We start from the raw sequence: 24168 nt of genomic DNA, 5'->3' as shown, positions 1-24168 counted from the left end.
CGGCAAGAGGCGAATTGTCCCGCTTGCCCAAATAAGGCAGGAAAACGACCCGTAATGAAGGAATTGATCCGTACCAACGACGCCGTCGTGCTCTCGTTTGCCGAAAGTCTGATGAAGGATGCCGGCATCGGCTGCTTCATCGCCGATCAGGGCATGAGCATCCTTGAAGGTTCGCTGGGCCTGTTGCCCCGGCGTTTTCTGGTCAGCGAGGATGATGAGGAGGAGGCCCGGCAGCTTCTGATCGATGCCGGGCTTGAGGCGGAATTGCGGGACGAATGACGACGGCGGCAACCGAAACCATCGACAGCTTTCACCGCGGTCAATTTCAAGTGATCCAGCCTCTGGGGCAGGGACACCGGTCCGGCATGGACGCGATGTTGCTTGCCTCTCTAGTCGTTTCGAAGCGGCCCTGCCGCGTCGCCGATCTCGGCGCAGGCGCCGGTGCTGCCGGCATGGCGGTTGCCTCACGGCTGGACCATGCCGAAGTGCTCCTGGTCGAACGGTCGGCGTTGATGGCGCAGTTTGCCAGGCGGAGCCTCGCGCTGGAAGCCAATGCCCGGCTGGCCACGCGCATATCGGTTTTGGAGGCCGACGTCTCGCTGACGGGCAGGGGAAGGACTGCGGCTGGGCTGGCCGATAACAGTTTCGACCATGTGATCATGAACCCGCCCTTCAACGATGCAGCAGACCGCAAGACGCCGGATGCGCTGAAGGCTGAGGCGCATGCGATGACCGATGGCCTTTTCGACACCTGGATCCGCACGGCCAGCGCCATTGCACGGCCGGGCGGACAGCTGTCGCTGATCGCCCGGCCGCAATCGATCGCCGAGATCATGTCCGCCTGCAGCCGCCGTTTCGGCGGCATCGAGATCACGCCTTTGCACCCGCGCGACGGCGAAAATGCCGTTCGTATCCTCGTCACCGCCATCAAGCAGAGCCGGGCGCGGCTGACCTTGCGGGCGCCGCTCATCGTGCATGAAGCGCAGACGCACAGATTCGCCGGTGCCGTCGATGACATGAACAACGGCCGCGCCGGCTATGGCCGGCAAGCGCCTGTGCGGCACCAGAAGCTTCCGCAATAACAGACGAAAATCCGCGATCCTAAGCGATATTGGAGTCCTGTTGGATGCGGCGTCTGTTCTATTGGAGGAAAGAATAATAGAACTATTTTTTATATTGTGGCGCTGAATTGGTTGATCTATCTCAAAAATCACTGAGACACGAAATGACGTGAATTCAACCCGGAGAGAGCCCAATGAACCCCGCCATGAACATGATGCCGATGATGAACAACATGATGCCGATGAACCCGATGATGGGCGGCATGATGAACCCGATGATGGGTGGAATGATGAACCCGATGATGCCGATGATGGGTGGCATGCCCATGATGAACGGAATGATGAACGGCATGATGCCGATGATGGGCGGCATGCCCATGATGAACGGCATGATGATGCCGATGATGATGGGCATGATGTCCTGCACGATGACGGCAGACGGCATGACCTGCGAAATGAAGCCGATGGACGGCATGGACAAGGACATGTTCATGGAATGCTGCAAGCGCATGATGTCCATGATGTCCGGCGGCATGCCGATGATGATGATGTGCGGCGGCATGATGATGTGCTGCACGATGGCTGCCTAAGGCACCCTGAGCTGACGCCATTCAGGGCCTCCGGTTACGGGGGCCCTTTTTGTGTCTGCCCTATAAGGTTTTACGATCTTGCCGCAATCGGCGCCGTGTTTCAGGTGCCCACCTGCTCGGCATAGGTCATGACGAGATAGAGAATGGCTTCGGTGCCGGTCATGTTGCGATAGGTATGGACGACGTCCGCATCAAACAGCACCGCGTCGCCTTCACCGAGAATTTGCGGCGGATGCTTGCCGGCGATGATTTCCACGGTCCCTTTCGAGACGATCAGGTTTTCCACCGTGCCATGCTGATGCGCTTCGGCACTTTCCGCGTGATGCGGTGCAATCCTCAGCTCGTAGAATTCCACCCGTCGTTCGCTCTCGAAGGGAAACAGCGCGCGGGTCTGGAATTTCCCTTCGGACGAGGACAGGATTTTCGATTTTGCCCGGCTCAACGAGAAGAATGTCGTTTCATCGCGCTCGGCAATCAGCGAGCCGCAGGGAACGTCAAGGGCCAGCGCAATCTTGGACAGAATGCTGATCGTCGGACTGCTCTTGCCGGTTTCGATCTGGCCGAGCATGGCACGGCTGACACCGGAAATCTTGGCCAGCCGGTCGAGCGAATACCCGCGCCGGGTTCGCAGCCGCCGCAGATTGCGTCCGGTCAGAAGCGCTATTTCATCGGCGGGATCGACCTTCAGCTCTTCCGCCAACTGCAATAGCGGACTAGGCGCCATGACCCATCATCATGACCGGCATGAAGCCCCAATAGGGCACCCAGACCAACATCGGCTGCATCGGCACGGCTTGTGGAACCGCCACAGCAGGCGAGGAGGCCGCCTTGGCGCGCGATTGCCGATAGGATTGCAAGTCGATGACCGTTGCCGTCTGGGCTGCCATGAAAGTCTCCTGCTGGAACTGCTGAGTGAAATCTACAAATTTTATCGATTTCAGCACAGGCCAAGCCGTTTAATCTTGCGCCCTGAAGTGAAATCTTTTGCCAATCCCGCATGGCTTGCCGCAACGCGCTTCCAGCGGTGGCGGGGATACGAAGGAGAAATGATCGCTCTGGCCATTGCGTTTGCCGCGTCAATACATACATGCCAACACGAAGAATGATGGAATGAATGCAGGGAGTTCAGATGGCCGGACTGTTCAGGAAGCTGTTGCCGAAACGTTTTCGCAAGCAAGGTGTGACGATCCCCGTCGTGCGCCTGCAAGGTGCGATCATGGCAGGTGGCAGCCAGTTTCGTCCGGCGCTCAATCTGGCGACGGTGGCGCCGGTGCTCGAAAAGGCCTTCTCGATGAAGGATGCACCCGCCGTCGCCATATCGATCAATTCGCCTGGCGGCTCCCCCGTCCAGTCGCGGCTGATCTACCAGCGTATCCGCGATCTGGCCGAAGAAAAGAAGAAGCGCGTGCTGATCTTCGTCGAGGATGTGGCCGCGTCCGGCGGCTATATGATTGCGCTCGCCGGCGATGAGATCATTGCCGACCCGACCTCGATCGTCGGCTCCATCGGCGTGGTGTCGGGCGGTTTCGGGTTTCAGGAACTTCTGAAGAAGATCGGCGTCGAGCGGCGTGTCTACACCGCCGGTTCCAACAAGGTGATGCTCGATCCCTTCCAGCCGGAAAAGGAAAAGGACATCGAGTTCCTCAAAGGGCTGCAGCTCGAAATCCATGAGATTTTCATCGGCATGGTCAAGGCGCGCCGCGGCCATCTTCTGGCCGATACTTCAGACATTTTCTCCGGCCTGTTCTGGACCGGCAAGCGCGGTCAGGAACTGGGGCTGGTCGATAGCCTCGGCGACATGCGCAGCGAATTGAAGAAGCGGTTCGGCGCAAAGACCGAGTTGCAGCTGGTGTCCGCCTCGCGCGGCCTGTTCGGCCGCCGCCAGCCCGGCGCAGCGCTGGCAAGCGGAATGGCCGAGCGTTTTGCTGTAACGGCCGTTTCCGGTCTTGCCGAGGTGGCGGAGGAAAAGGCATTATGGGGCCGCTTCGGGCTTTGAAGCTCCAGTTGAAACGGGGAGGCGCATGCCGCAATTGATTATACTGCTGCTATTTGCAGCCATCGCCTGGATCGGCTACCGCAAATTCGTGGCAGACGCGGAAAAACTGACCCGCCGCCAAAACGAAACCCGCCGCCAGCAGGAAAACGGTACGCAGGGAACGCTGGTCAAGGACCCGCTGACGGGGGAATACCGGCTGAAGAAGCCGGAGTGAATAAAGCGCGAGGCGAGGGCGGCTTTAACTGCGCTCCTTCACCCGGCTTCCCCAATCGGCTCCGGCATAACTCACACAGATTACATAGACCTCGCTGCGGTCGGTAGAGACCGTGAAACATACGACGGCCTTGCCAGCCGCCGGGATGATGCGCAGCCCAGGATATATTTCATCCCGGACCGTGCCGACATGCGGAAAGTCGCGCAGTGAATACAGCGAAGCTTCGATATCGGCCATCTTCTTTTCGGCGATATCATATCCCGCATATTCGCCGATAAAAATGGTCATGGTGGAAAGGTCGTCGCGGACAAGCGGGTGGCGGGTGACCTTGTAGCGCATCCCGGCAGTCAGCCTCTTTTGGCGCGGATGAGGGCGCGAATGTCGTCGAACATCGTATCGTCCTCCAATGGTATCCACTGATCCTTCGGCAGCTCCATTCGCCGGTTTATTTCATCCGCCATGCCTGCCAATGGGTCGGCCGTGACGGCGTCATTGTGCATCATATGCTCGATCCCGGCCTGGATGACGCTGGATACGGAGGGATAGATCCCATCCGCCACCATTTTCTCTGCAAATTCCCGGTGGGTGTCGTCCAGTTCGATATGGATTTTGACGGTCATGTGCCGATCCCTTGGTTTCTTATCTAGCTTACCACATCGGGTGAATTGCCTGCAACGAGGCAACGCGCGCCAAGAGTTCTGGTCCGCCCGCCCCTTGACCCTCTGCGCCCATCATGGCACCAGACAGCCAGATAATCCCAACCTGGACTGATGCCATGACCGCCGCCGCTCTCCCGGACCATATGAACCCCAAGCGCTCGTTCCAGGCGCTGATCCTGACGCTGCACGCTTACTGGGCGGACAAGGGATGCGCGGTTCTGCAGCCCTATGACATGGAGGTCGGCGCCGGCACGTTTCATCCGGCAACGACGTTGCGCGCGCTCGGGCCAAAGCCGTGGCGGGCAGCCTATGTGCAGCCATCGCGCCGCCCGTCCGACGGGCGTTACGGTGAAAATCCCAACCGGCTTCAGCATTATTACCAGTATCAGGTCATCCTGAAGCCCAATCCGCCGAACCTGCAGGAACTCTATCTCGGTTCGCTGGAGGCGATCGGTCTCGATCCGCTGCTGCACGATATTCGCTTCGTGGAAGATGACTGGGCAAGCCCGACGCTGGGTGCCTGGGGTCTCGGCTGGGAATGCTGGTGCGACGGCATGGAGGTCTCGCAGTTCACCTATTTCCAGCAGGTCTGCGGCATCGAATGCGCGCCGGTGTCGGGCGAACTCACCTATGGTCTTGAGCGTCTCGCCATGTATGTGCAGGGCGTCGACAATGTCTATGACCTGAATTTCAACGGCCGCGAGGGCGACGAGAAGATCAGCTACGGCGATGTCTTCCTGCAGGCCGAGCAGGAATATTCGAGGCACAATTTCGAATATGCCAACACGGCGATGCTGCAGCAGCATTTCGTCGATGCCGAACGGGAATGCCTGGCGCTTCTGGCCGCCGGCGCGCCCGATACCGGCGCCAACGCCATCCTGCACAAATGCGTCTTCCCGGCCTATGACCAGTGCATTAAGGCCAGCCATGTGTTCAATCTGCTCGATGCACGCGGCGTCATTTCCGTGACGGAACGCCAGAGCTATATCCTGCGTGTTCGCACGCTGGCGACGGCCTGTGGCGAAGCGTTCCTTTTGACGGACGCGGGCGGCATCAATCTGGCAAAAACGGCTGCCTGACGGTCGAGTTGCACACGCGACATAAACGCGCGCAATCTGGCGCGAAAGTGCAATCTTTGCGAGAGTTGTCACATGGCTCCCTTTAAAGAAGCGAAATCAAGTGCTTGAGCCCAATGTGGCGTTCAGGAAGCCTTTAAGGAGTTTGTTCTAAGCTTTGTTCAAGTGACAAGGTTCAGGACGGATGATGGACGACGAGGATATTCTGCCCCCGGAAGTTTTGGCTTCGATGTTGATGCGGATGTTCGAATTCGCGCCGATTGCGATGGCGATCACAACCAGTGATACCCGGACGTCGAGCTATGCCAAGGTCAACGATGCCTATCTGAAGCTGACCGGCCTGAAATGGGAAAACATCCGCGGCAAGAAGCTGACCTCTGATGGTGCTGCCATCGATAATCCCGCCCGCGACCGCCGCCACCGCCTGCTTGCGGAAGTGGGATCCTACGAGCTGGAAGAGGTCGATCTCGTCTATGCCGACGGCACGATCATTCCAACGCTGATCTCGGCGCAGCGAACTGTTGTCGACGGCGTCTCCTTCGATGTCGAGGTTATCGTCGATGTTTCGGCGCGTGTCCGCCAGCAGCGTGAAATCGAGAATGCGCTTCGGGCATCGGCGCGCACCGACGCTCTGTCCGGCCTGCCGAACCGGGCCTGTTTTGACGAAGTCGTCATCGAATCCGTGGCGCGCAGCATGCAGAACGATCGCAAGCTGGCGCTTGCCTTCGTCGATCTCAACGATTTCAAGACCGTAAACGATACGCTGGGTCATGCGGCCGGCGACGAGGTGCTGCGAACGATCGCCAGCCGCCTGCGCGAAAGTTTCCGTGCCACCGATTTCATTGCGCGCATTGGCGGCGATGAATTCGTCGTTCTGCTCGATATCGACCTGAAGCTGGCGGCCGACGTGCAACAGAATATCCAGGATGCGATGGAGCGGGTTTTCAAGCCGATCGCCATCGAGGGAAAGGTCACCTATACCGGCGCTGCCGTCGGGGTGACGTTCCTGAAGCCGGACGATACCGTCGCGTCCTTCGTGCGCAGGGCGGACGAATATATGTATATCGCCAAGACCAGCGAGCAGCGGGTGGCCGTCGTCTGTTTCGGGCAGATCCTGGAAACCGTTCCCTCGCCGGAAGACCAGATGCAATGGGGACCAGCGAGAGCCTCCAACGACCAGCTTTAGATCACATCGGCCGCTTCGACACCAATCGTCCAGACAGGCTTCAACGTTGCAAAGGCGCCAGTCGGCAGCTGACCGGCATAGGTCTGCAAGGCGCGCCGCACACCTGCCGGTTTTTCCATCGTGCCGATATGAGCATAGGCGAAAAACAGCGCTGAAAAGGCGATGACGTTGATGAGGGCGGCGAGCGGTTTCATGGGGGCGGTACTTTGCGGCGTCCGGCGTTGATCTGATGACCGCACTATCGATCAGACGGCGCCTTTGCGCGGTTCCCGGCGGAACAGGCTCACCTGTTGACACACAGATAAGCCGGAGGCTGAGGCAGTCGGATGAAATTTGTCTTTCACCGGCGGCATTCGATCCATAAGCTGCGCAAAACATAGGCTTCGGGAAGGAACCCCTGATGATTGGTCTCGCTATTGCTGCGGTCGTGATCCTCTACCTGATTTTCGTCTATAACGGCCTGGTCAAAGCACGGCAGGTGAAGGAGGAGGCATGGTCGGGTATCGACGTGCAGCTGAAGCGCCGCGCCGACCTGATTCCCAATCTGATCGAGACCGTCAAAGGTTACGCCGCCCATGAAAAGGGCACGCTGGAGGAGGTCATAGCGCTTCGCAACCGGGCGCAATCTTTGCCGGCGGGTGACGTTGCCGGCCGCGCTGCAACCGAGGGCCTGCTCAGCCAGGCGCTCGGCAAGCTGTTTGCGCTGGCGGAGGCCTATCCGGACCTCAAGGCCAATCAGAACTTCTCCGAACTGCAGCAGTCGCTGGAAAGCATCGAAAGCGAAGTGCAGATGGCCCGACGCTATTATAACGGTGCCGCCCGCGACCTTAACGTCAAGGTGGAAAGCTTTCCGTCAAACCTGGTTGCCGGTCCCTTCGGATTTACCAAGGCCGCCTTTTTCGAGATCACCAACGAGGCAGACCGCGCAGTCCCCGTGGTGAAGTTTTGATCTAGCCGCAAAAGACATTCCGTCGTAGACGGCTATCCACGATCGATAGAGCAGGCGCAGCCACGCAGGGGCCGTGCATTGGGCATGAAGAGACGAGAACATGAACGCCGCAGACCAGAAACTCACCATCCTTCCATCAGGCCATCCGCTTGAAGGCCGCGTCAGCCCCCCAGGTTCGAAATCGATCACCAACCGGGCGCTGCTTCTGGCCGGCCTTGCCAAGGGCACCAGCCGCCTGACCGGCGCCTTGAAGAGCGACGACACCCGGTATATGGCGGACGCCTTGCGCGCCATGGGCGTGGACATTTCCGAGCCCGACGATACCACCTTCATCGTTACCGGTTCCGGTAAGCTTCTGGCGCCGCAACAGCCGCTTTTCCTCGGCAATGCTGGAACTGCGACGCGTTTTCTCACGGCCGCTGCTGCCCTGGTTGATGGCACTGTGGTGGTCGATGGCGACCAGCATATGCGCAAGCGGCCGATCGCGCCGCTGGTCACGGCACTGCGTTCGCTCGGTGTGACGGTGGACGCCGAAACCGGCTGCCCGCCGGTGACGATCGCCGGCACCGGCGATTTCGCCGAAGACCATGTCACCATCGATGCCGGCCTTTCCAGCCAATATGTATCCGCCCTGCTGATGGCCGCTGCCGGTGCCTCCCGCCCCATCAATATCGAGCTTGCCGGCGAGGAGATCGGCGCGCGCGGCTATATCGATCTGACGGTTGCCGCAATGCGCGCCTTTGGCGCCGAAGTCACCCAGGTCAGCCCGTCGATCTGGCAGGTCTCTCCGACCGGGTATCATGCAACGGATTATCTGATCGAGCCGGATGCCTCGGCTGCGACCTATCTCTGGGCGGCGGAAGTCTTGACCGGCGGGCGGATCGATCTCGGCGTTGCGGCCGCGTCGTTTTCGCAGCCGGATGCCAAGGCCTATGAGGTCATCGCCTCGTTCCCGCATATGCCCGCCGTCATCGATGGCTCGCAGATGCAGGACGCTATCCCAACACTTGCCGTACTGGCCGCCTTCAACGAGACCCCGGTGCGTTTCGTCGGGATCGAGAACCTGCGCGTCAAGGAATGCGACCGCGTGCGCGCCCTGTCCACCGGCCTCTCGAATATCCGCCCAGGCCTCGGTATCGAGGAGGGCGATGATCTGCTGGTTGCCTCCGATCCGGCGCTTGCCGGCCAGACGCTGCCGGCCGATATCGACACATTCGCCGATCACCGGATCGCCATGAGCTTTGCTTTGGCGGGCCTCAAGATCAACGGCATCACCATTCTCGACCCCGGCTGCGTCGCCAAGACCTATCCGCGCTATTGGGATGAGCTTGCATCGCTGGGCGTCGGGCTTGAGGGCGACCGGCCTTAAGGTGCAGGCAAATAAGGCTGTTCCGGCCGGGGAGGGATCGATCGCATGACACGTGTTTTCGCGGCGCTGGCACGGCTCTTCTTCCTGCTCTCCATCCTGTTGTCCACCGCAGGGCTGGCGCGCGGGGAGGAGGTTTTCAAATCCTATCGCTCGGTCATCGGCGTCGCCAAAAGCGGCGTGCTGAGCGTCACGGAAACGATCACCGCCAATGTCGAGGGAGACCGCATCAAGCGCGGCATCTACCGCGATTTTCCGCTGACCGTCACCGATGCGGCTGGCCGCGTCGTCAAGGTCGATTTTAAGCTGATCTCCGTTGAGCGCGACGGTGCGGCCGAGCCCTATCGCACCGAAAATATCAGCGGTGGCATCCGCATCTATACCGGCGACAAGGACGTGTTCCTGCAAGATGGCGAGCATACGTTCCAGTTTACCTACGAGACCGCCCGCCAGATCCGCTTCTTTCCCGATCATGACGAGCTGTATTGGAATGTGACCGGCAATCAATGGGCGTTTCCGATCGAGGAGGCCTCTGCCACGGTCGCCTTGCCTGCGGGCGTGAAGGCGCAGGCGCTGGATATCTTCACCGGCGGCCAGGGCGCGACCGACAAGAACGCCCGCGCGCTGGAAGATGGCGACCGGCTGGTCTTTACCACGACGCGCCGCCTGGAGGCCAACGAGGGGCTGACCATCGCGGTCAAGATGCAAAAGGGCAGCATCGATCCGCCTTCGGTATCGCAGGAACGGGCCTGGTGGTTCTACGATCATCTGCCGGCGATCCTGGCCATCGCCGGTTTCGTGGTCGCCGCGCTCTATTATTCCCGCATGTGGCTGAAGGTCGGCCGCGATCCGGCCCGAGGCGTCATCGTCCCGCGCTGGGATGCGCCCGACGGGATCTCCCCGGCGCTGGTCAATTATATCGACAACAGGGGTTTTTCCGGCCGGGGCTGGACGGCGCTGTCGGCCGCCGCCCTCAACCTTGCCGTCGAAGGCTATGTCGTCCTCAAGGACTTCAAGAACGCGCTGGAGATCACCCGCACCGACAAGCCGAAGCCGCCATCGCTCCCAACCGGCGAGGCGGCAGTCCTTGCGGCCGTCCAGCGCAATGGCGGCAAGCTTGCGATCGACAAGGACAATGGCCCGGCCGTGCAGAAGGCTGGAGCCGAGTTCCGCACCGCGATGGAAAAGGAACATCGCAACAGATACTATCACGCCAATACCGCCTATGTGGCCGGTGGCATCGCCATCTCGGCTCTGTTTCTGCTCGCCATTTTCGTCGCGGGCCTTGTCGATGGCGCAACGGTCGCGCTGGTGCTTCTGCCGGTCATAGCCTCGGTGATCATCTCGCTTTTTGCGCTCGCCATCGGCCGCCTGTTCAACAAGCGCGGCAGTCTGTTTACCCGCATCGGCGCGCTGATTGCCGCAGCCTTTCTCACATTCTTTGCCGTCGCAGGCGCGCTTAGCGTTTCTGCTGTCGTCATCAGCATGGCGCTGAGCGCCCATCAGATCCCGCTTCTGATCGGCGTCGGCGGTATCGTGCTGGTCAACATGCTGTTCTTCCATCTGATGGGCGCGCCGACGCCGATCGGCGCGAAGATGATGGATGGCATCGATGGTCTCCGGCAATATCTGACGCTCGCGGAAAAAGAGCGGATGAACATGGCCGGCGCCCCTGACATGTCGCCGCAGCATTTCGAAAAGCTGTTGCCCTATGCCGTGGCTCTGGGCGTCGAAAGACCCTGGTCGGACACCTTCGACCGCTGGCTTCTGGCCGCCGCCGCCGGTGCCGCCGCCTACCAGCCCGCCTGGTATTCCGGCAACAGCTTCGCCGCCGGCTCCTTTGGCGATCGCATGGGCGGTTTCGCCGGCTCCATGGCCAGCACCATGTCCTCATCTCTCCCCCCACCCCCCAGCTCGTCCTCCTCCGGCTTCTCCAGCGGCGGCGGCTTTTCGGGCGGCGGCGGCGGCGGTGGCGGGGGCGGGGGGTGGTAGCTTTCTTCTGATGTGCACGAAGCTGTATCACGTGGTGATACTTGACGTCTCCGGTAGAATGTATCAGTATGTGATACGGTTCCTGGAGCTGAGTGGTGATCCGTTCTTTCAAGGGCAAGATATCTGCGGCCCTGGCCGATGGCAGTATGAAGAAGGGGTTTCCCACCGATCTCGTCCGGCGTGCCCAGCAATTGCTGGTGTTGTTGAATGCAGCCTGCGACGTGAAGGACCTGCGCTCGCCTCCCGGCAATCGGCTGGAGAAATTGTCGGGAGACCGTGAAGGTCAGTATTCGATCCGTATCAATCAGCAATGGCGCATCTGTTTCGTGTGGTCGAATGGCGGCGCCGATGACGTGGAAATCGTTGATTACCATTGAGAGTAGGGACTGTCAGATGAACGATATCGGCCTGCCGGCCATCCATCCGGGCGAGATTCTCAAGGATCTCTATCTCGAGCCGCTGGATATAAGCGCGGGAACGCTCGCCAAGAAGCTGAATGTCCCAAGAACCCGCATCGAACGGATCGTTACGGGCAAGACTGGCGTGACCTCCGATACCGCGCTGCGTCTTGCCAGGTTTTTCGACACCACGCCCGAACTCTGGATGAATTTGCAGGTCAGCTACGACCTGACGATCGAGGCTGAACGCAAACGGGCCGAGATTGAGCGCATTCCCGTGCGCGATGCGGCCTGAGCGCTGACTTTTCCGCCATTGAATGGATGACTTTTCCCGCCGGGCTTGCTAAATCCCCCGCAGTCAAACGATCCCTTAGAAAAGCATTCATTCCATGCCCGATCTTCTGCTTGAACTCCGCTCCGAGGAAATCCCGGCCCGTATGCAGCGCAAGGCTGCCGGTGATCTGAAGAAGCTGTTGACCGATGCGCTGGTCGAGGCGGGGCTGACCTATGAGGGGGCGCGGGAATATTGGACGCCGCGGCGCCTCACGCTCGATATTCGCGGCCTCAACACCCGCTCCGCCGACGTCAGCGAAGACCGCAAGGGTCCGCGCACCGATGCCAATGAAAAGGCGATCGAGGGCTTCTTGCGCGGTGCCGGTCTCACCTCGATCGATCAGGCGCATGTGCACAGCGATCCCAAAAAAGGCGATTTCTATGTCGCCCACATCGTCAAGCCCGGCCGTCCGGCAGAAGAGATCATTGCCGAGGTGATGCCCGGCATCATCCGCAATTTCCCTTGGGGCAATCCGATGCGGTCGGGCGCTGCGTCCGCCAAGCCGGGCTCGCTACGCTGGGTGCGGCCGCTGCAGTCGATCGTCTGCCTGTTTGGCCCGGAACACGAGGAAACTCAGGTCATTCCGTTCACGGTCGGCGATATCACCGCGTCGAACATCACCTACGGCCACCGGTTTCACGCGCCGCAAGCCATCACCGTGCGCCGTTTTGCCGATTACATCGAGAAGCTGGAAAAGGCCAAGGTCGTGCTCGATGCCGAGCGCCGCAAGCAGATCATCGCCGCCGACGCCGCCAATATCGCCTTTGCCAGCGGTCTTGAACTGGTCGAGGACGAAGGCCTGCTGGAGGAAGTGTCCGGCCTCGTCGAGTGGCCGCAGGTGCTGATGGGCGCGTTCGAGGAGGATTACCTGGCGATCCCGTCGGAAATCATCCGGCTGACCATCAAGACCAACCAGAAATGCTTCGTCACCCGCCGGCCGGGCGACCACCTCCCCCTTGAGGGGGGAGGTCGCGCGGTACGCGCGGGTGGGGGTGACAGTCAGGCGGACACACAGGATCACCCCACCCCGTCGCTGCGCGCCGACCCTCCCCCTCAAGGGGAGGGTGCCCTGTCGAACAAGTTCATCCTCGTTGCCAATATCGAGGCCAAGGACGGCGGCAAGGAAATCATCCACGGCAATGGCAAGGTCGTGCGCGCGCGTCTCTCCGACGCCAAGCATTTCTGGACCCGCGACCAGGGCAACCTGCCGGATCTCGAAACGCTTAAAGCCCCGGCCGCAAAATTCGATCTCGACCTGAAAAAACCGCTCGACCAGCGCATGGCCAAGCTTGATGCGCTGAATGTCACCTTTCATGCCAAGCTCGGCACCCAAGGAGAACGCGTCCAGCGTATCCGCACGCTGGCCGCAGAACTCGCAACGGTGACCGGTGCCGATCTGACACTGGTCGATCGCGCCGTCGTGCTGGCAAAAGCCGACCTGCGCACCGAAGCCGTCGGCGAATTCCCCGAACTCCAGGGCATTATGGGCCGCAAATACGCGAGTTTGCAGGGCGAAGACGCTTCCGTCGCCGCCGCGATCGAAGATCATTGGAAGCCGCAGGGTCCATCCGACCGCCTGCCCGCCGATGCCGTCGGCCTGACCGTGGCGCTCGCCGACAAGCTGGACACGCTGGTGGGCTTCTGGGCCATTGACGAAAAGCCGACCGGCTCCAAGGACCCCTATGCGCTTCGACGTGCGGCGCTGGGTGTCGTGCGGATTTTGCTGGAGCGGAAGGTGCGGTTGCCGCTTTCCACCGTCGTTGAGGACAACGACCTCATCTCCTTCTTCCACGACCGCCTCAAAGTCTACCTGCGCGATCTCGGCGCCCGTCATGACCTGATCGATGCGGTTTTGGCTGCGCCCCCCTCATCCGGCCCTTCGGGCCACCTTCTCCCCGCTGGGGAGAAGAGGGAGCAAGGGGCAGCGGCAGAGATCCCTTCTCCCCAGCGGGGAAAAGGTGCCCGAAGGGCGGATGAGGGGGCCGCCAATGACGACCTCCTGATGGTCGCCCGCCGCGTCGAAGCGCTGACGGCGTTTGTTACCTCGGAAGAAGGCCTCAACCTGCTCGCCGGCACCAAGCGCGCCACCCAGCTTCTGGCCGCCGAGGAAAAGAAGGGCACGCAGGTCGCAGCCACGGTCGATCCCGCACTCCTGACGCTCGATGCTGAAAAGGCACTCTATGCCGCCGTGACGCAAGCCTCGAGCGAGGCAAGCGCTGCCATCGCCGGCGAGGATTTCCGCTCGGCCATGGAAGCCCTGTCGAAGCTGCGCGGCCCGGTCGATCAGTTCTTCGCCGATGTCCTCGTCAACGACGAAGACCCCGCCATCCGCGCCAACCGCCTGGCCCTGCTCGGCCTGATCCGCGCGGCGACAGGAACGGTTGCGGATTTCTCGAAGATTTCGGGCTAACGCATGACGCTGGCGCGATTACAAGCGCCGCAAGGGAAGCGAACATGCCATTGACCCGTGACTTTAAGGTGACCATTCAGGCGCGCGCCAAAAATGACGCGGATTTTCGTGCTGCGCTGTTGTCGGACGCGATCGAACTTTTGCTGTCGGGCGATATGGAAACCGGGAAATCGGTTCTGCGGGATTTTATCAATGCGACGGTGGGGTTTGAACGTCTGGCCGAAAAAACCGGCACGCCCGCAAAAAGCCTGATGCGCATGTTTGGACCGAAGGGAAATCCGCGTGCGGAAAACCTCTTCCATGTCATCCGCCACCTGCAGGAAGAAACCGGCGTCCATCTTGCGGTTGCTGCCGCCTGAAGCGATAGGTGCGCGGTGGAACAGATCTGGAAATCAGATGCCACCCGCGCTATTCAGGGCGCATGACCGCCAAAATCCTCGTCAGTGCCTGTCTCATGGGTCATGCCGTCCGCTATGACGGACAGGCAAAGCCGCTTGTGCATGCAGCACTCGATCGCTGGCGTGATGAGGGGCGGCTGGTGACGGTCTGTCCGGAAATGTCGGCGGGCATGCCGGTGCCGCGGCTGCCGGCGGAGATCGGGGAGGGGTGGTCGGCGGCGGATATTCTGTCCGGCAAGGGTCATGTGCGCGAAAGCAATGGCACGGATGTGACGGGCGAGTTCCTGCAGGCGGCGCGCAACGCACTGGCCTTGGCGGTCGAAACCGGCTGTACGCACGCGCTGTTGATCGACGGTAGCCCGTCCTGCGGGTCCGGCTTTGTCTATGACGGCAGTTTTTCAGGCCGCCGCCAGAAGGGCGAGGGCGTGACGGCGGCGCTTTTGAGGGCGCATGGCATACAGGTGTTTTCAGATCGGCAGATTGAAGAGCTCGTGGCTGCCATCGGTCATTGAGAGCTCGCCGAAACCGTCCGGCCCGCCGGATCGTTAGCGCCAATATTCCAGAGTTGCCGGAAGGTTAGAGTCGCGAGCAGGTCAGAGGTGCGGCGTTTGGCATTCGCCACAAAAAATTGCGCCCCTGCTTCTCTCAGGGGCGCAATCTTTCGCCTGGAGGGCGAATGCCCGGTCAGCCTTTTATGAGTGGCTGGTTAGGGCAGGGACTTGGAGTTCCCCGTCATTTTAGCCGAAGTTGGAAATTTTCGAGATCAACTTCTTGTGACCGTCTGTCTTGCGGCGTTACCGCAGCCATTCCGGAAAGCGACGCAATGCTGACCGAGCTTGTTTTCGCAGCGCTATCTATCATCACCGGCGTGGCTGTTGCCTCGGCCTCAACCGGCAGGATTTCTGCAGTTGCGGTCTTTGCCAGATCGCCGGAAAGCGTCATTTTGGCATGCGCCTCCTTGATGTCATCGTCGGATGCCTTGCTGATGAAGACGACCGGGGAGCCGCCAAGCCAGGCTTCCGTGCGCACCATTTTCATCTCACCGTTGATTTCTCTCAGCTCCACCCGCTCGGTGCCCGCAGCGATTTCGGGAACGATGTAGCCGGTCTTCTTTGCGACGATCAACGCAGGGCACTGGCCGCAGGATAGCTGCGTGATGCTGTGATTGATCTTCTCGCCGGAGACGACGCGTTCGAGCGAAGACGCGCCGGCTGTGCTGGCAACAGTCAGGCTTGCAAATGTAAGCAAAAGGGCGCGCATCGGCTTTCTCCTTTGATATCGTCAAAGGAAAATATCCGGTCTCCGTTACGTTCCCGTCAGGAGAATTGGTAAAAATTGAGTGAGTTTTACGATGGGCGGCGCGGCCGTTACGCTGTCTCGCGCTCGACCGCCTGCCAGCCGATATCGCGGCGGCAAAAGCCGTTGTGCCATTCCACCTGGTCGAGTGCGGCGTAAGCCCGGTCTTTCGCCGTGCTGACGGTGCTGCCCATCGCCGTGACGTTGAGCACGCGGCCGCCGGTGGCGACCAGCTGCCCGTCCTTCAGCGCCGTTCCGGCATGAAACACCTTGGCATCGGTGCCTTCCTCCGGCAGCTTTGTAATCGGCGTGTTCTTGTCGTAAGTGCCGGGATAGCCCTTCGACGCCATGACGACGGTGAGTGCTGCTTCGTCGCGCCACTCGGCGCTGACGGAGGCAAGCGTGCCGGTGGCGGCCGCATGAAGAAGCGGCAGGAGATCGCTCTTCAGCCGCATCATCAGCACCTGGCATTCCGGATCGCCGAACCGGACATTGTATTCGATCAGTTCCGGCCCCTTGGCCGTGATCATCAGGCCGGCAAACAGCACGCCGGTAAAGGGGTGGCCGCTATCGGCCATACCGGCGATCGTCGGCTCGATGATCTCGCGCATCGTGCGTTCGACCATGTCTGTGGTCATGACCGGGGCAGGCGAATAGGCACCCATGCCGCCGGTATTCGGACCGGTATCGCCATCGCCGACGCGCTTGTGATCCTGTGCCGAGGCGAGCGCCAGAGCGGTCTTGCCGTCGCAAAGGCAAAAGAAGCTCGCTTCCTCGCCGTCGAGGAACGCCTCGACCACCACTTCGGCACCGGCTTCGCCAAACGTGCCGGAAAAGCAGCTGTCGACAGCCTCGAGCGCTTCGTCCAGCGTCATGGCAACGGTCACGCCCTTGCCGGCGGCCAGGCCGTCGGCCTTGATGACGATCGGCGCGCCCTGTTCGCGGATATAGTCTTTGGCCGGTCCGGCTGCGGTAAAGCGCTGATAGGCACCGGTCGGGATGTTGTATTTGGCGCAGATATCCTTGGTAAAACCCTTGGAGCCTTCCAGCTGGGCGGCGGCGGCAGACGGTCCGAAAACCGCAATGTCAGCGGCGCGCAACGTGTCGGCAAGACCCGCCACCAGCGGGGCCTCCGGGCCGACCACGACGAAATCGATGGCTTCCTTTTGGGCGAAGGCCAGAACGGCGGCGTTATCGGCCGTGTCGATATCGGCGATGATTGCCTCTTCGGCGATGCCGGGATTGCCGGGTGCGGCGTAAAGCGCCGTCAGGCGTGGCGATTGCGCCAGTTTCCATGCCAGCGCATGTTCGCGCCCGCCCGACCCGATCAACAGAACTTTCATCGCCTACTCCGCCATCTCACGAGGCTCAAGAGCCCCATTTGTCGTAGGGGGCTCTATGGCGAGGGCGCTCCAAGGTCAAGGAAAAATCGCTGCAATGGCGGCGAGACAGGCCTTCAGGACAGGTTGGATATCCCGGATTGGCGGTCGCGATCAGTAAAGCACGAATAGTCGTCTGCAGGGCCGGCAATTTTCGCCGTCTGCTTCAAGGCCCAGATGGTGAGTTCCGGCAGCATCAGCGGCTTGCTGATGAGATAGCCCTGGAAATGATCGCAGCCGGCCGCCGTCAGCATTGCCAGCTTTTCTGGCGTATCCACCCCTTCGCCAACCACAATCATCTCCTGCGCGTGGCAGAGCGCGATCATCGCCTTTAGCGCCGGAAGCGATTCCTCGTTGGCAAGATTTTGCACCAGGGCCCGGTCGAGCTTGATGGTGTTGGCGGTATATTCGATGATCTGCTGCACGGAGGTATAGCCGGCGCCGAAATCGTCGATGGAAATCCGGAAGCCGCGTTCCCGCAGGGTTTCGATATTGCGGTGCAGCTGGTCGCCGAGCTTGACCGCATAGGTTTCCGTCAGCTCGATCTCGATGACACGCGGATCGAGCCGGTGCCTTGCCGCGCAATCGGAGAAGTAGTCGCTGATCGATTTGGAGTGCAGCTCCGCCGACGAGATGTTGATTGCAAGGACAGTCTCGGGGCCGAAAAGCTGCTTCAGCCGGTGATATTCCGACATGGCCCGGTTGATCACCCACCAGTCGATCTTGGTAAACAGGCCGGTGCTTTCGGCGATCGGCACGAATTCGTCGGGCGTGATATTGCCGAGCACCGGCGAATGCCAGCGCAACAGCGCCTCGCAGCCGATCACCTTGCCGCCGGTATCGACCATCGGCATGTAGACGAGGTGAAACTGCTCGTCCGGATCCACCAGCCGCAGTTCCTCCTGGATCTGGCGGATGCGGTCGCGCTTGTCCTGCAGCGCCCGCGAAAAGCGCGAGGAGCGGTTCTTGCCGTCGGTCTTGGCCTGGTACATCGCCGCATCGGCATTGGAGATCAGTTCGGCAAGATTATTGGCATCCGTCGGGCAGATGGCGACGCCGATGCTGGCGGTGACCGGATAATACTTGCCGCGCACCTCGAAGCCGTTGGAAAACAGCCCAAGGATCGCAGCGCACATTTCCCGGATCGTGCCGTCGCGCGGTGTCGATTGCACGAGAACGGCAAATTCGTCGCCGGACAGGCGGGCAAAGACGGCCGGCAGCATCTGCCGGCGCGCAACGATGCCGCTGATCACAGCCTCGATCCGCATCGCCAGCGTCTGCAACAGGTCGTCGCCGACCTCGTGGCCATACTTGTCGTTGACGAACTTGAAGTGATCGATATCGATGAACAACAGGCTGCAATGGCCGCCCTTTGTGGTCACCGAGTTGATGATGTCGGCGGCGAGCATGTTGAAATGGGCGCGGTTGCTGATGCCTGTCAGCGTATCGGTCCAGGACGCCTGCTGCACCAGGTTCAAGGCGCGCTGCGACTGGTCGTGCAGCTGCTTGATATTGCCGGTCAAGCGGCCGATTTCGCCTTCCGCGCCGGTCTCTCTGATATCCGCATTCTCGCCGCTCATTACCGCCGTTACCTGCCGGTCGAGGGCCGAGATCGGATTGGTGATGAACCGGCGGATCAGCGCGATCATCAGCCCGACCGAGAGAAAGCTCATCACCAGCGCGCCGGAAACCAGCAGCAATTTCAGCTGCCCCATATTGCCCGACCCATGCGACGGCGGCACCGTCATGGTGGCAAACAGCGAGGGCGCCATGCGCACGGCGGCGGAGAGATTGGTGGAGGATGACGGCTGAGGTGCGGTCTCGAATGTAATATCGGCTTCATATTCGTGCTGCAGGGCGCGCTGCATGCTCAGAAACTGCGTCGGTTCGATCGCCACCTGCACCAGCAGCGCATCGGCCTTGGCGCTCGGCAGCGGGCGGCTGAAGGTGACGGGGTCGATGAATTCCGAATAGACGATCAGTTGCCGCGTCTCCGTGTCGTGCAGGAAGCTCCAGTCGCGCAGTTGGCTGCCACCGGCCAGCCGGCTTGCCAGCGCAAACTGCGCCGGACCGATCTCGGCAAACGGATCGTCGCTGTTTTCAAAGTAATAACCCGGCGTCAGGTCGGGATTGAGGATGGCGAAGGAAATGAATTTCTTCGGATCGTCGGACAGCGAGCGCACGCTCTGCTGCAGCCGCAGCCCCAGCGCATTGTTGCGGTATGCCTCGTCCGATTCCGACACGAACAGACGCACCGCGTTGCCCTCCAGCATCGAGTAGAGGAAGCTCCGGCTCTGGCTGACCTCGTTGCGGAACAGTGCCGCCATATGGTCGAGCTGCTGCGAAAGCCGCGTCCGCTCCAAAGCCAGCACCGCGCGGCTCTCGATAAAATAGACCGAGAGGGCGGCAAGCAGATAGCCTGCCAGAACGACCGGAAAGATCAGGAAGAACGCGCGCTTGCCAAGTGTCACTGGAAGTTTGCCATCGAGCTGATGATGCGCCGGCGCGTCTGGATCGATTGGATCGACAATTCCTTCTGGTACTGGCTTTTCGCCATGATATCGGCGGGCGGGTAGATTTCCTGGTTGGCGCGCATATCGGCGGGGATGAGTTCGAGCGCCTTGTCGCTGGCGGCGGGCATGGTTAGCGCCAGGGCATTATCGGCCGCACTTTGCGGCGAGCCGATGAAATCCACCAGCTGCAGGGCCAGCGCCTTGCGCGGCGAGGCGGCGGTGACGGCCATGCAATCGAGCCAGGAGAGCGTGCCTTCCTTCGGCACCGCATAGCGCCAGACGCCCGGCGTCCCCGCTTTCTCGTTCAGCACATGCTGGTCGCCGCTATAGGCCAGCGCCATGTAGATGTTCTTGCCGTTTTCAGGGCTCTGGATCGAGGTAATCACATAGTCATAGGTGAGAACGAAGGGAGCCTGCTTCTTCATTACCTCGAAGGCGGCTTTCAGCGTCTCGTTGTCATTGGCGTTGATGGATTTGCCCAGCATGATCAGCGGCGCGATGAAGGCCTCGTTGTGATCGTCGTACATGGCGATATGTTTTTTCAGCGCCGGGTCCGGCGCCATCAGGTCGTTCCAGGAGGTGGGCGCGATTTTGACCATGTCGGAACGGTAGACGATGCCCATCGTGCCCCAGAGATAGGGCATGGCATAGCCGGCGCAACGTGACGTCCATTCGGGCTTGTAGTCGTTCATCGAAGCGACGTTTTGGCCGGACAGGGGTTCGAGCACGCCGCGCTTGCCGAACAGTTCGGCGCCGTTTTCGCCGACGACGGCAAGGTCGATATTGCTGCTGGGGTCCGACAGCACCTCGTCGCGTGCGTCGCCGCTGTCATAATAGATCTGGTGAACGGTGACGCCGGTCTTTTCCGTAAAGCGGTCGAGGATCTTCTGGTCGATATAGGATTCCCATATCAACAGGTTGAGCGTCTCGGCCTGCGCGGGCGCTGGCGCGAATGACGCGGCAAGCGCAGCGGAAGCGGCCATAAGTAAGTTGCGCATCATATTCACCCCGATAGTCCCCGGGCCGAACTTATCGCTCAATACTTGATGAATACTTACAATGGGATGTCCCGGTTGCAATTGGGTGAACTGCCACCGGGAGAGATTTCGTCACGGCGACGGGAATGCCTTCCCCGTCAGCCACACCTTACCGATGGCTGGGAAGCTTCGGCAGGAAGATCGTCAAGAGGCCGAGCAGCGGCATGTAGGAGCACAGCGTATAGACGAACTCGATACCGTTGCGGTCGGCAAAGATGCCGAGCACCGCCGCGCCGATGCCGCCGAAGCCGAAGGCAAAGCCGAAGAACATGCCGGCAATCAGCCCGACCCGGCCCGGCACCAGCTCCTGGGCAAAGACCACGATGGCCGAGAACGCCGAGGAAAAGATGAAGCCGATGATGACGACCAGCGCCGCCGTCCAGAACAGGTTGGCATAGGGCAGGAGCAGCGCGAAGGGGATGACGCCGAGGATCGAGAACCAGATGACGAAGCGCGCGCCAAAACGGTCGCCGATCGGCCCGCCGAAGATCACGCCGGCAGCCGATGCGCCGAGGAAGAGGAACAGCAGCATCTGCGCTTCCTGCACGCCGACGCCGAACTTCTCGATCGTGAAGAAGGTGAAGTAGCTGGACAGGCTGGACAGATAGGCATTCTTCGTTGCCGTCAGGATGACGAGAACGATCAGCGTCCAGATCACCTGGTTGCGCGGCAAGGGCAGGGTGCGGCTCACCGGCTTGCGGCCGGCCGAGCTGCGGCGGTGGCGTGTATACCAGACACTCACCCAGGACAAGACCATGAAGCCGGTCAGCGCAATCACCGAGAACCAGCTGAGGCTTCCCTGTCCCTGTGGAATGACGATGAACGCGGCGAGCAGCGGCCCGATCGCCGTACCGGTATTGCCGCCGACCTGGAACAGCGACTGGGCCAGGCCATGGCGGCCGCCGGAGGCAAGCCGTGCCACGCGCGAGGCTTCCGGATGAAAGATCGCCGAGCCGATGCCGATCAGGCAGGCGCCGATGACGAGCACGTAGAAATGATGGGCATTGGCAAGGGTGATCAAACCCGCGCAGGTCGACAGCATGGCGGCCGGCAGCGAAAACGGCATCGGCCAGCGGTCGGTGACGACGCCCACGGCAGGCTGCAGCAGCGATGCGGTCACCTGGAATGCGAAGGTCAAGAGACCGATCTGCACGAAATCCAGCGCGTAGTTTTCCTTCAGCAGCGGATAGAGCGATGTCAAAAGCGATTGCATGATATCGTTCAGCATATGGCAGAAGCTGACGGCCACGATGACGGAGACCGCCGTCTTTTCCGGGCTGATGCCAGTGGGTGATGCGATGCTCGCCATGCTCTTTTCCTCGCCGACGGTAGTGTAGACATGAATATGCGCTGTCTCTACATCGCTTGAGTATGGCCTGCTTTTGTGCTCTGGTCGTATTCTTTCGAGAGTGGGCCAAATGCAGACATACGACCTCAAATCCCGCGATCCCGCGGGCGATGATACCCATATTGAGAACCTGCAATGGATCGATTTGAACGATGATCCCATTACAGCGCTTGGCCGTCATTATCCGGCGGGTTCGCGCGGGCTTCCGCATAGCCATACGAAGACGCAGCTCTGGTGCGCGCGGCGCGGCGTGGTGCTGGTCAATACCGCCGGCGGCCGCTGGATGATCCCGCCCGGTCATGGTCTGCTCATCCCAGCAGGGCTCGAACATTTCAGCGAGATGATCAGCGATGTCGAAATGCATTCGATCTATGCCGATCCCACAGTGATCTCTGCGGTTCAGCCGCGCGTCCTGGAAGTGACACCGCTTGCCTCCAGCCTGATGGAGGAATTGGTGCTTGCGGAGGAAAAGCCGCTGACGCCGCGCCGCAAGCGGCTGATCATCGAGCTTTTGCTGGACGAAATCAGTCTGTTGCCGGAACGGCCGCTCGGCCTGCCGTTTCCCAGCGACGCCCGGCTTGGCCGCCTCTGCCGGCATTTCCTGAAGTCACCCGACGCCAATGCCGGTATCGACGAATGGGCAAGTGGCCTTGGCATGAGCCGCCGCTCCTTCACCCGGCTGTTTCGCGCCGAAACCGGCGTCAGCTTCGTCACCTGGCGCCAGCAGGCCTGCATTTTCGCCTCGCTGCCGGGGCTGGCAGAGGGCGAGCCCGTGACCAATGTGGCGCTCGATGCCGGGTATGAAAACATCGCCGCCTTCACCACGATGTTCCGGCGCATGCTTGGAAGCGCACCCAGCACCTATCTGAAATCGCGCACGCTGGCGTGACCTCGGCTATGGCAAATTGGCGACAATGCGGGGCCGATTGCGCCGCCTATGGAAAATAATTGCTAAAGGCGGCTGGTTAACGGGATGGTAGTGAGGCAAAGCCTACAACACCAAGGATCGATGATAGGAGACCATAGGACGGCCTCTTCCGGCCGGAAACGAAAATCGAGCCGATCCTATGGGCTCCTATCATCGATCCCTGGTGTATAGATCCCTAGTGTTAAGCCGCTTAACGAAGCATTGTTTGTCTGGAGTTGCGACGTGTTCAACCGATCCGTGTTTGCCCTTTCCATGGGGTTGTTTCTTGCCACGTCCGCCGGCGCTCAGGCGCAGGAGCGCCAGCATTTCTGGTCCGGCGATTGGTACCTGAAAGTCGGCGCCACCGGCTTTCTCGGCCCGAAATATGATGGCTCGTCCGATCGCCTGTTCCAGGCAGCGCCGCTGATTTCGCTTGGCCGGGCCGGCAGCACGGTGCGGTTTTCCTCGCGCAACGACAATCCGGCTTTTGCCTTCGTCGATAAGGGTGCGTTCCGCGCCGGTGTCGTCGGCAAGCTGATCTTCGAGCGCGATGACGATACCTCCTCCGATCTGAAGGGCATTGATCCCGTCCGCTTCGGCGGCGAACTCGGCGGCTTTGCCGAAGTCTATCCGACCGATTGGCTGCGCATCCGTGCCGAATTGCGCCAAGGCATCCGCAGCCATCACGGCATCGTCGCCGATGTGGCGGCCGATGGCTTCATCGACGTCACCGATACTGTGCGCCTGTCCGCCGGCCCGCGCCTCTCGGCGGCCACCAGCGATTATTTCGACGCCTATTACGGCATCAACGGGTCGGAAGCGGCAAAATCCGGCTATTCGAAATATACGCCCTCCGGTGGCCTGAACTCTGTTGGCGCCGGAGCCGCCATCACTTGGCAGGCGACCGAAAAGATCGAAGCCAGCGCCTTTGCCGAATACAAGCGTTTGATGGGCCCGGCAGCTGATTCGAGCATCGTCAAAGAAGGCGGCAGCCGCAATCAGTTCCTCGTCGGCCTGTCGGCCACCTACCGTTTCGATTTCACCCTGGAATAGGCCGGA

General features: G+C 60.8%; 27 protein-coding genes. 17 read left to right on the top strand and 10 right to left on the bottom strand.

The genetic code is table 11. The features are described 5' to 3' along the window. The first annotated feature begins 54 nt into the window (after positions 1-54). The 3 genes from PYR65_RS18060 (at position 55) to PYR65_RS18050 (ending at position 1651) form a co-directional block, all read left to right on the top strand. Positions 55-279 (top strand): putative signal transducing protein, encoded by a 225-nt coding sequence (locus PYR65_RS18060; protein ID WP_276118976.1) that lies wholly within the window; start codon positions 55-57, stop codon positions 277-279. Continuing rightward, entirely contained in the window at positions 276-1082 is an 807-nt protein-coding gene (locus PYR65_RS18055) for a tRNA1(Val) (adenine(37)-N6)-methyltransferase (protein WP_276118975.1), read from the top strand. Before PYR65_RS18060 ends, PYR65_RS18055 begins: the two co-directional genes overlap by 4 nt. A gap of 173 nt (positions 1083-1255) precedes the next feature. Continuing rightward, entirely contained in the window at positions 1256-1651 is a 396-nt protein-coding gene (locus PYR65_RS18050; protein ID WP_276118974.1) for a hypothetical protein, read from the top strand. Positions 1652-1751: 100 nt separating this feature from the next. On the opposite strand, the gene PYR65_RS18045 is transcribed toward PYR65_RS18050, so the two are convergent. Together PYR65_RS18045 and PYR65_RS18040 are read right to left on the bottom strand one after the other, a co-directional pair. Beyond that, positions 1752-2375, bottom strand: a complete 624-nt coding sequence (locus PYR65_RS18045; protein ID WP_060636478.1) for a helix-turn-helix domain-containing protein — start codon at positions 2373-2375, stop codon at positions 1752-1754. Next, the gene (locus tag PYR65_RS18040) at positions 2365-2538 is read right to left on the bottom strand and encodes a hypothetical protein (protein WP_276118973.1); all 174 of its coding nucleotides are present in this window, start codon (positions 2536-2538) and stop codon (positions 2365-2367) included. Before PYR65_RS18040 ends, PYR65_RS18045 begins: the two co-directional genes overlap by 11 nt. A 242-nt stretch (positions 2539-2780) precedes the next feature. Here PYR65_RS18040 and PYR65_RS18035 point away from each other — a divergent pair, with 242 nt between their 5' ends. Both PYR65_RS18035 and PYR65_RS18030 read left to right on the top strand, forming a co-directional pair. Beyond that, positions 2781-3647 (top strand): S49 family peptidase, encoded by an 867-nt coding sequence (locus PYR65_RS18035; RefSeq protein ID WP_276118972.1) that lies wholly within the window; start codon positions 2781-2783, stop codon positions 3645-3647. 25 nt (positions 3648-3672) lie between these two features. Next, on the top strand, positions 3673-3861 hold the full coding sequence (locus PYR65_RS18030; protein ID WP_276118971.1) for a hypothetical protein: 189 nt from the start codon (positions 3673-3675) through the stop codon (positions 3859-3861). 24 nt (positions 3862-3885) lie between these two features. On the opposite strand, the gene PYR65_RS18025 is transcribed toward PYR65_RS18030, so the two are convergent. Both PYR65_RS18025 and PYR65_RS18020 read right to left on the bottom strand, forming a co-directional pair. Further along, on the bottom strand, positions 3886-4200 hold the full coding sequence (locus tag PYR65_RS18025; RefSeq protein WP_276118970.1) for a type II toxin-antitoxin system RelE/ParE family toxin: 315 nt from the start codon (positions 4198-4200) through the stop codon (positions 3886-3888). Between the two features lie 8 nt (positions 4201-4208). Continuing rightward, entirely contained in the window at positions 4209-4481 is a 273-nt protein-coding gene (locus tag PYR65_RS18020) for a hypothetical protein (protein ID WP_276118969.1), read from the bottom strand. Between the two features lie 155 nt (positions 4482-4636). Between PYR65_RS18020 and PYR65_RS18015 the strand changes: the two genes are divergently transcribed. Further along, positions 4637-5599, top strand: a complete 963-nt coding sequence (locus tag PYR65_RS18015) for a glycine--tRNA ligase subunit alpha (protein ID WP_060636473.1) — start codon at positions 4637-4639, stop codon at positions 5597-5599. A gap of 181 nt (positions 5600-5780) precedes the next feature. Next, a complete protein-coding gene (locus PYR65_RS18010) occupies positions 5781-6782 on the top strand; it encodes a GGDEF domain-containing protein (RefSeq protein WP_244490089.1) in 1002 nt (333 codons plus the stop codon). Here the strand turns inward: PYR65_RS18010 and PYR65_RS18005 are convergent. Beyond that, a complete protein-coding gene (locus PYR65_RS18005; RefSeq protein WP_276118968.1) occupies positions 6779-6976 on the bottom strand; it encodes a hypothetical protein in 198 nt (65 codons plus the stop codon). The two genes, PYR65_RS18010 and PYR65_RS18005, sit on opposite strands and share 4 nt — an antisense overlap. A gap of 206 nt (positions 6977-7182) precedes the next feature. Here PYR65_RS18005 and PYR65_RS18000 point away from each other — a divergent pair, with 206 nt between their 5' ends. The 8 genes from PYR65_RS18000 to PYR65_RS17965 all read left to right on the top strand — a co-directional run bounded on the left by PYR65_RS18000 (position 7183) and on the right by PYR65_RS17965 (position 15141). After that, positions 7183-7731 carry a LemA family protein gene (locus PYR65_RS18000; protein ID WP_276118967.1) on the top strand — a complete coding sequence of 183 codons (549 nt, stop codon included), beginning with the start codon at positions 7183-7185 and terminating at the stop codon, positions 7729-7731. A 100-nt stretch (positions 7732-7831) separates the two neighbouring features. Beyond that, positions 7832-9100 carry a 3-phosphoshikimate 1-carboxyvinyltransferase gene (locus PYR65_RS17995; protein ID WP_276118966.1) on the top strand — a complete coding sequence of 423 codons (1269 nt, stop codon included), beginning with the start codon at positions 7832-7834 and terminating at the stop codon, positions 9098-9100. A gap of 45 nt (positions 9101-9145) precedes the next feature. Next, positions 9146-11089, top strand: coding sequence for a DUF2207 domain-containing protein (locus PYR65_RS17990; RefSeq protein WP_276118965.1), 1944 nt, complete (start codon positions 9146-9148; stop codon positions 11087-11089). A gap of 95 nt (positions 11090-11184) precedes the next feature. Continuing rightward, a complete protein-coding gene (locus PYR65_RS17985) occupies positions 11185-11466 on the top strand; it encodes a type II toxin-antitoxin system RelE/ParE family toxin (RefSeq protein ID WP_276118964.1) in 282 nt (93 codons plus the stop codon). Positions 11467-11482: 16 nt separating this feature from the next. After that, positions 11483-11782: a HigA family addiction module antitoxin gene (locus tag PYR65_RS17980; protein ID WP_276118963.1), complete on the top strand. Its 300-nt coding sequence runs from the start codon at positions 11483-11485 to the stop codon at positions 11780-11782. Positions 11783-11876: 94 nt separating this feature from the next. Beyond that, the gene (locus tag PYR65_RS17975; RefSeq protein WP_276118962.1) at positions 11877-14231 is read left to right on the top strand and encodes a glycine--tRNA ligase subunit beta; all 2355 of its coding nucleotides are present in this window, start codon (positions 11877-11879) and stop codon (positions 14229-14231) included. 44 nt (positions 14232-14275) lie between these two features. Then, the gene (locus tag PYR65_RS17970) at positions 14276-14590 is read left to right on the top strand and encodes a helix-turn-helix domain-containing transcriptional regulator (RefSeq protein ID WP_060636467.1); all 315 of its coding nucleotides are present in this window, start codon (positions 14276-14278) and stop codon (positions 14588-14590) included. Between the two features lie 62 nt (positions 14591-14652). Continuing rightward, positions 14653-15141, top strand: a complete 489-nt coding sequence (locus PYR65_RS17965; RefSeq protein ID WP_276118961.1) for a DUF523 domain-containing protein — start codon at positions 14653-14655, stop codon at positions 15139-15141. A 220-nt stretch (positions 15142-15361) separates the two neighbouring features. On the opposite strand, the gene PYR65_RS17960 is transcribed toward PYR65_RS17965, so the two are convergent. The 5 genes from PYR65_RS17960 to PYR65_RS17940 all read right to left on the bottom strand — a co-directional run bounded on the left by PYR65_RS17960 (position 15362) and on the right by PYR65_RS17940 (position 22163). Beyond that, a complete protein-coding gene (locus PYR65_RS17960; protein WP_276118960.1) occupies positions 15362-15889 on the bottom strand; it encodes a plant virulence effector HPE1-like domain-containing protein in 528 nt (175 codons plus the stop codon). 107 nt (positions 15890-15996) lie between these two features. Next, on the bottom strand, positions 15997-17268 hold the full coding sequence (purD, locus tag PYR65_RS17955; protein WP_276118959.1) for a phosphoribosylamine--glycine ligase: 1272 nt from the start codon (positions 17266-17268) through the stop codon (positions 15997-15999). A gap of 113 nt (positions 17269-17381) precedes the next feature. Beyond that, positions 17382-19775 (bottom strand): putative bifunctional diguanylate cyclase/phosphodiesterase, encoded by a 2394-nt coding sequence (locus PYR65_RS17950; protein ID WP_276118958.1) that lies wholly within the window; start codon positions 19773-19775, stop codon positions 17382-17384. Then, positions 19772-20815, bottom strand: coding sequence for a polyamine ABC transporter substrate-binding protein (locus PYR65_RS17945; RefSeq protein WP_060636535.1), 1044 nt, complete (start codon positions 20813-20815; stop codon positions 19772-19774). Before PYR65_RS17945 ends, PYR65_RS17950 begins: the two co-directional genes overlap by 4 nt. A 148-nt stretch (positions 20816-20963) precedes the next feature. Next, positions 20964-22163 (bottom strand): MFS transporter, encoded by a 1200-nt coding sequence (locus tag PYR65_RS17940; RefSeq protein ID WP_060636462.1) that lies wholly within the window; start codon positions 22161-22163, stop codon positions 20964-20966. A gap of 109 nt (positions 22164-22272) precedes the next feature. Between PYR65_RS17940 and PYR65_RS17935 the strand changes: the two genes are divergently transcribed. After that, positions 22273-23091: an AraC family transcriptional regulator gene (locus tag PYR65_RS17935; RefSeq protein ID WP_276118957.1), complete on the top strand. Its 819-nt coding sequence runs from the start codon at positions 22273-22275 to the stop codon at positions 23089-23091. Positions 23092-23382: 291 nt separating this feature from the next. Beyond that, positions 23383-24162, top strand: coding sequence for a MipA/OmpV family protein (locus PYR65_RS17930; RefSeq protein ID WP_276121100.1), 780 nt, complete (start codon positions 23383-23385; stop codon positions 24160-24162). Positions 24163-24168 lie beyond the last annotated feature (6 nt).

It is taken from the genome of Pararhizobium qamdonense (assembly GCF_029277445.1).
Lineage (GTDB): Bacteria > Pseudomonadota > Alphaproteobacteria > Rhizobiales > Rhizobiaceae > Pararhizobium > Pararhizobium qamdonense.
This window is presented reverse-complemented; position numbering and strand designations above follow the sequence as displayed.

What these genes read in the sequence shown, in the direction of transcription:
- PYR65_RS17970 (WP_060636467.1), top strand. Translation starts at nt 14,276, where the DNA reads ATGCCATTGACCCGTGACTTTAAGGTGACCATTCAGGCGCGCGCCAAA.
- PYR65_RS17995 (WP_276118966.1), top strand. Translation starts at nt 7,832, where the DNA reads ATGAACGCCGCAGACCAGAAACTCACCATCCTTCCATCAGGCCATCCG.
- PYR65_RS17965 (WP_276118961.1), top strand. Translation starts at nt 14,653, where the DNA reads ATGACCGCCAAAATCCTCGTCAGTGCCTGTCTCATGGGTCATGCCGTC.
- PYR65_RS18010 (WP_244490089.1), top strand. Translation starts at nt 5,781, where the DNA reads ATGATGGACGACGAGGATATTCTGCCCCCGGAAGTTTTGGCTTCGATG.
- PYR65_RS18055 (WP_276118975.1), top strand. Translation starts at nt 276, where the DNA reads ATGACGACGGCGGCAACCGAAACCATCGACAGCTTTCACCGCGGTCAA.
- PYR65_RS17975 (WP_276118962.1), top strand. Translation starts at nt 11,877, where the DNA reads ATGCCCGATCTTCTGCTTGAACTCCGCTCCGAGGAAATCCCGGCCCGT.
- PYR65_RS18040 (WP_276118973.1), bottom strand. Translation starts at nt 2,538, where the DNA reads ATGGCAGCCCAGACGGCAACGGTCATCGACTTGCAATCCTATCGGCAA.
- PYR65_RS18015 (WP_060636473.1), top strand. Translation starts at nt 4,637, where the DNA reads ATGACCGCCGCCGCTCTCCCGGACCATATGAACCCCAAGCGCTCGTTC.
- PYR65_RS17940 (WP_060636462.1), bottom strand. Translation starts at nt 22,163, where the DNA reads ATGGCGAGCATCGCATCACCCACTGGCATCAGCCCGGAAAAGACGGCG.
- PYR65_RS17990 (WP_276118965.1), top strand. Translation starts at nt 9,146, where the DNA reads ATGACACGTGTTTTCGCGGCGCTGGCACGGCTCTTCTTCCTGCTCTCC.
- PYR65_RS17930 (WP_276121100.1), top strand. Translation starts at nt 23,383, where the DNA reads ATGGGGTTGTTTCTTGCCACGTCCGCCGGCGCTCAGGCGCAGGAGCGC.
- PYR65_RS18020 (WP_276118969.1), bottom strand. Translation starts at nt 4,481, where the DNA reads ATGACCGTCAAAATCCATATCGAACTGGACGACACCCACCGGGAATTT.
- PYR65_RS18045 (WP_060636478.1), bottom strand. Translation starts at nt 2,375, where the DNA reads ATGGCGCCTAGTCCGCTATTGCAGTTGGCGGAAGAGCTGAAGGTCGAT.
- PYR65_RS18035 (WP_276118972.1), top strand. Translation starts at nt 2,781, where the DNA reads ATGGCCGGACTGTTCAGGAAGCTGTTGCCGAAACGTTTTCGCAAGCAA.
- PYR65_RS18005 (WP_276118968.1), bottom strand. Translation starts at nt 6,976, where the DNA reads ATGAAACCGCTCGCCGCCCTCATCAACGTCATCGCCTTTTCAGCGCTG.
- PYR65_RS18050 (WP_276118974.1), top strand. Translation starts at nt 1,256, where the DNA reads ATGAACCCCGCCATGAACATGATGCCGATGATGAACAACATGATGCCG.
- purD (WP_276118959.1), bottom strand. Translation starts at nt 17,268, where the DNA reads ATGAAAGTTCTGTTGATCGGGTCGGGCGGGCGCGAACATGCGCTGGCA.
- PYR65_RS17945 (WP_060636535.1), bottom strand. Translation starts at nt 20,815, where the DNA reads ATGCGCAACTTACTTATGGCCGCTTCCGCTGCGCTTGCCGCGTCATTC.
- PYR65_RS18000 (WP_276118967.1), top strand. Translation starts at nt 7,183, where the DNA reads ATGATTGGTCTCGCTATTGCTGCGGTCGTGATCCTCTACCTGATTTTC.
- PYR65_RS17960 (WP_276118960.1), bottom strand. Translation starts at nt 15,889, where the DNA reads ATGCGCGCCCTTTTGCTTACATTTGCAAGCCTGACTGTTGCCAGCACA.
- PYR65_RS17935 (WP_276118957.1), top strand. Translation starts at nt 22,273, where the DNA reads ATGCAGACATACGACCTCAAATCCCGCGATCCCGCGGGCGATGATACC.
- PYR65_RS18030 (WP_276118971.1), top strand. Translation starts at nt 3,673, where the DNA reads ATGCCGCAATTGATTATACTGCTGCTATTTGCAGCCATCGCCTGGATC.
- PYR65_RS18025 (WP_276118970.1), bottom strand. Translation starts at nt 4,200, where the DNA reads ATGCGCTACAAGGTCACCCGCCACCCGCTTGTCCGCGACGACCTTTCC.
- PYR65_RS17980 (WP_276118963.1), top strand. Translation starts at nt 11,483, where the DNA reads ATGAACGATATCGGCCTGCCGGCCATCCATCCGGGCGAGATTCTCAAG.
- PYR65_RS18060 (WP_276118976.1), top strand. Translation starts at nt 55, where the DNA reads ATGAAGGAATTGATCCGTACCAACGACGCCGTCGTGCTCTCGTTTGCC.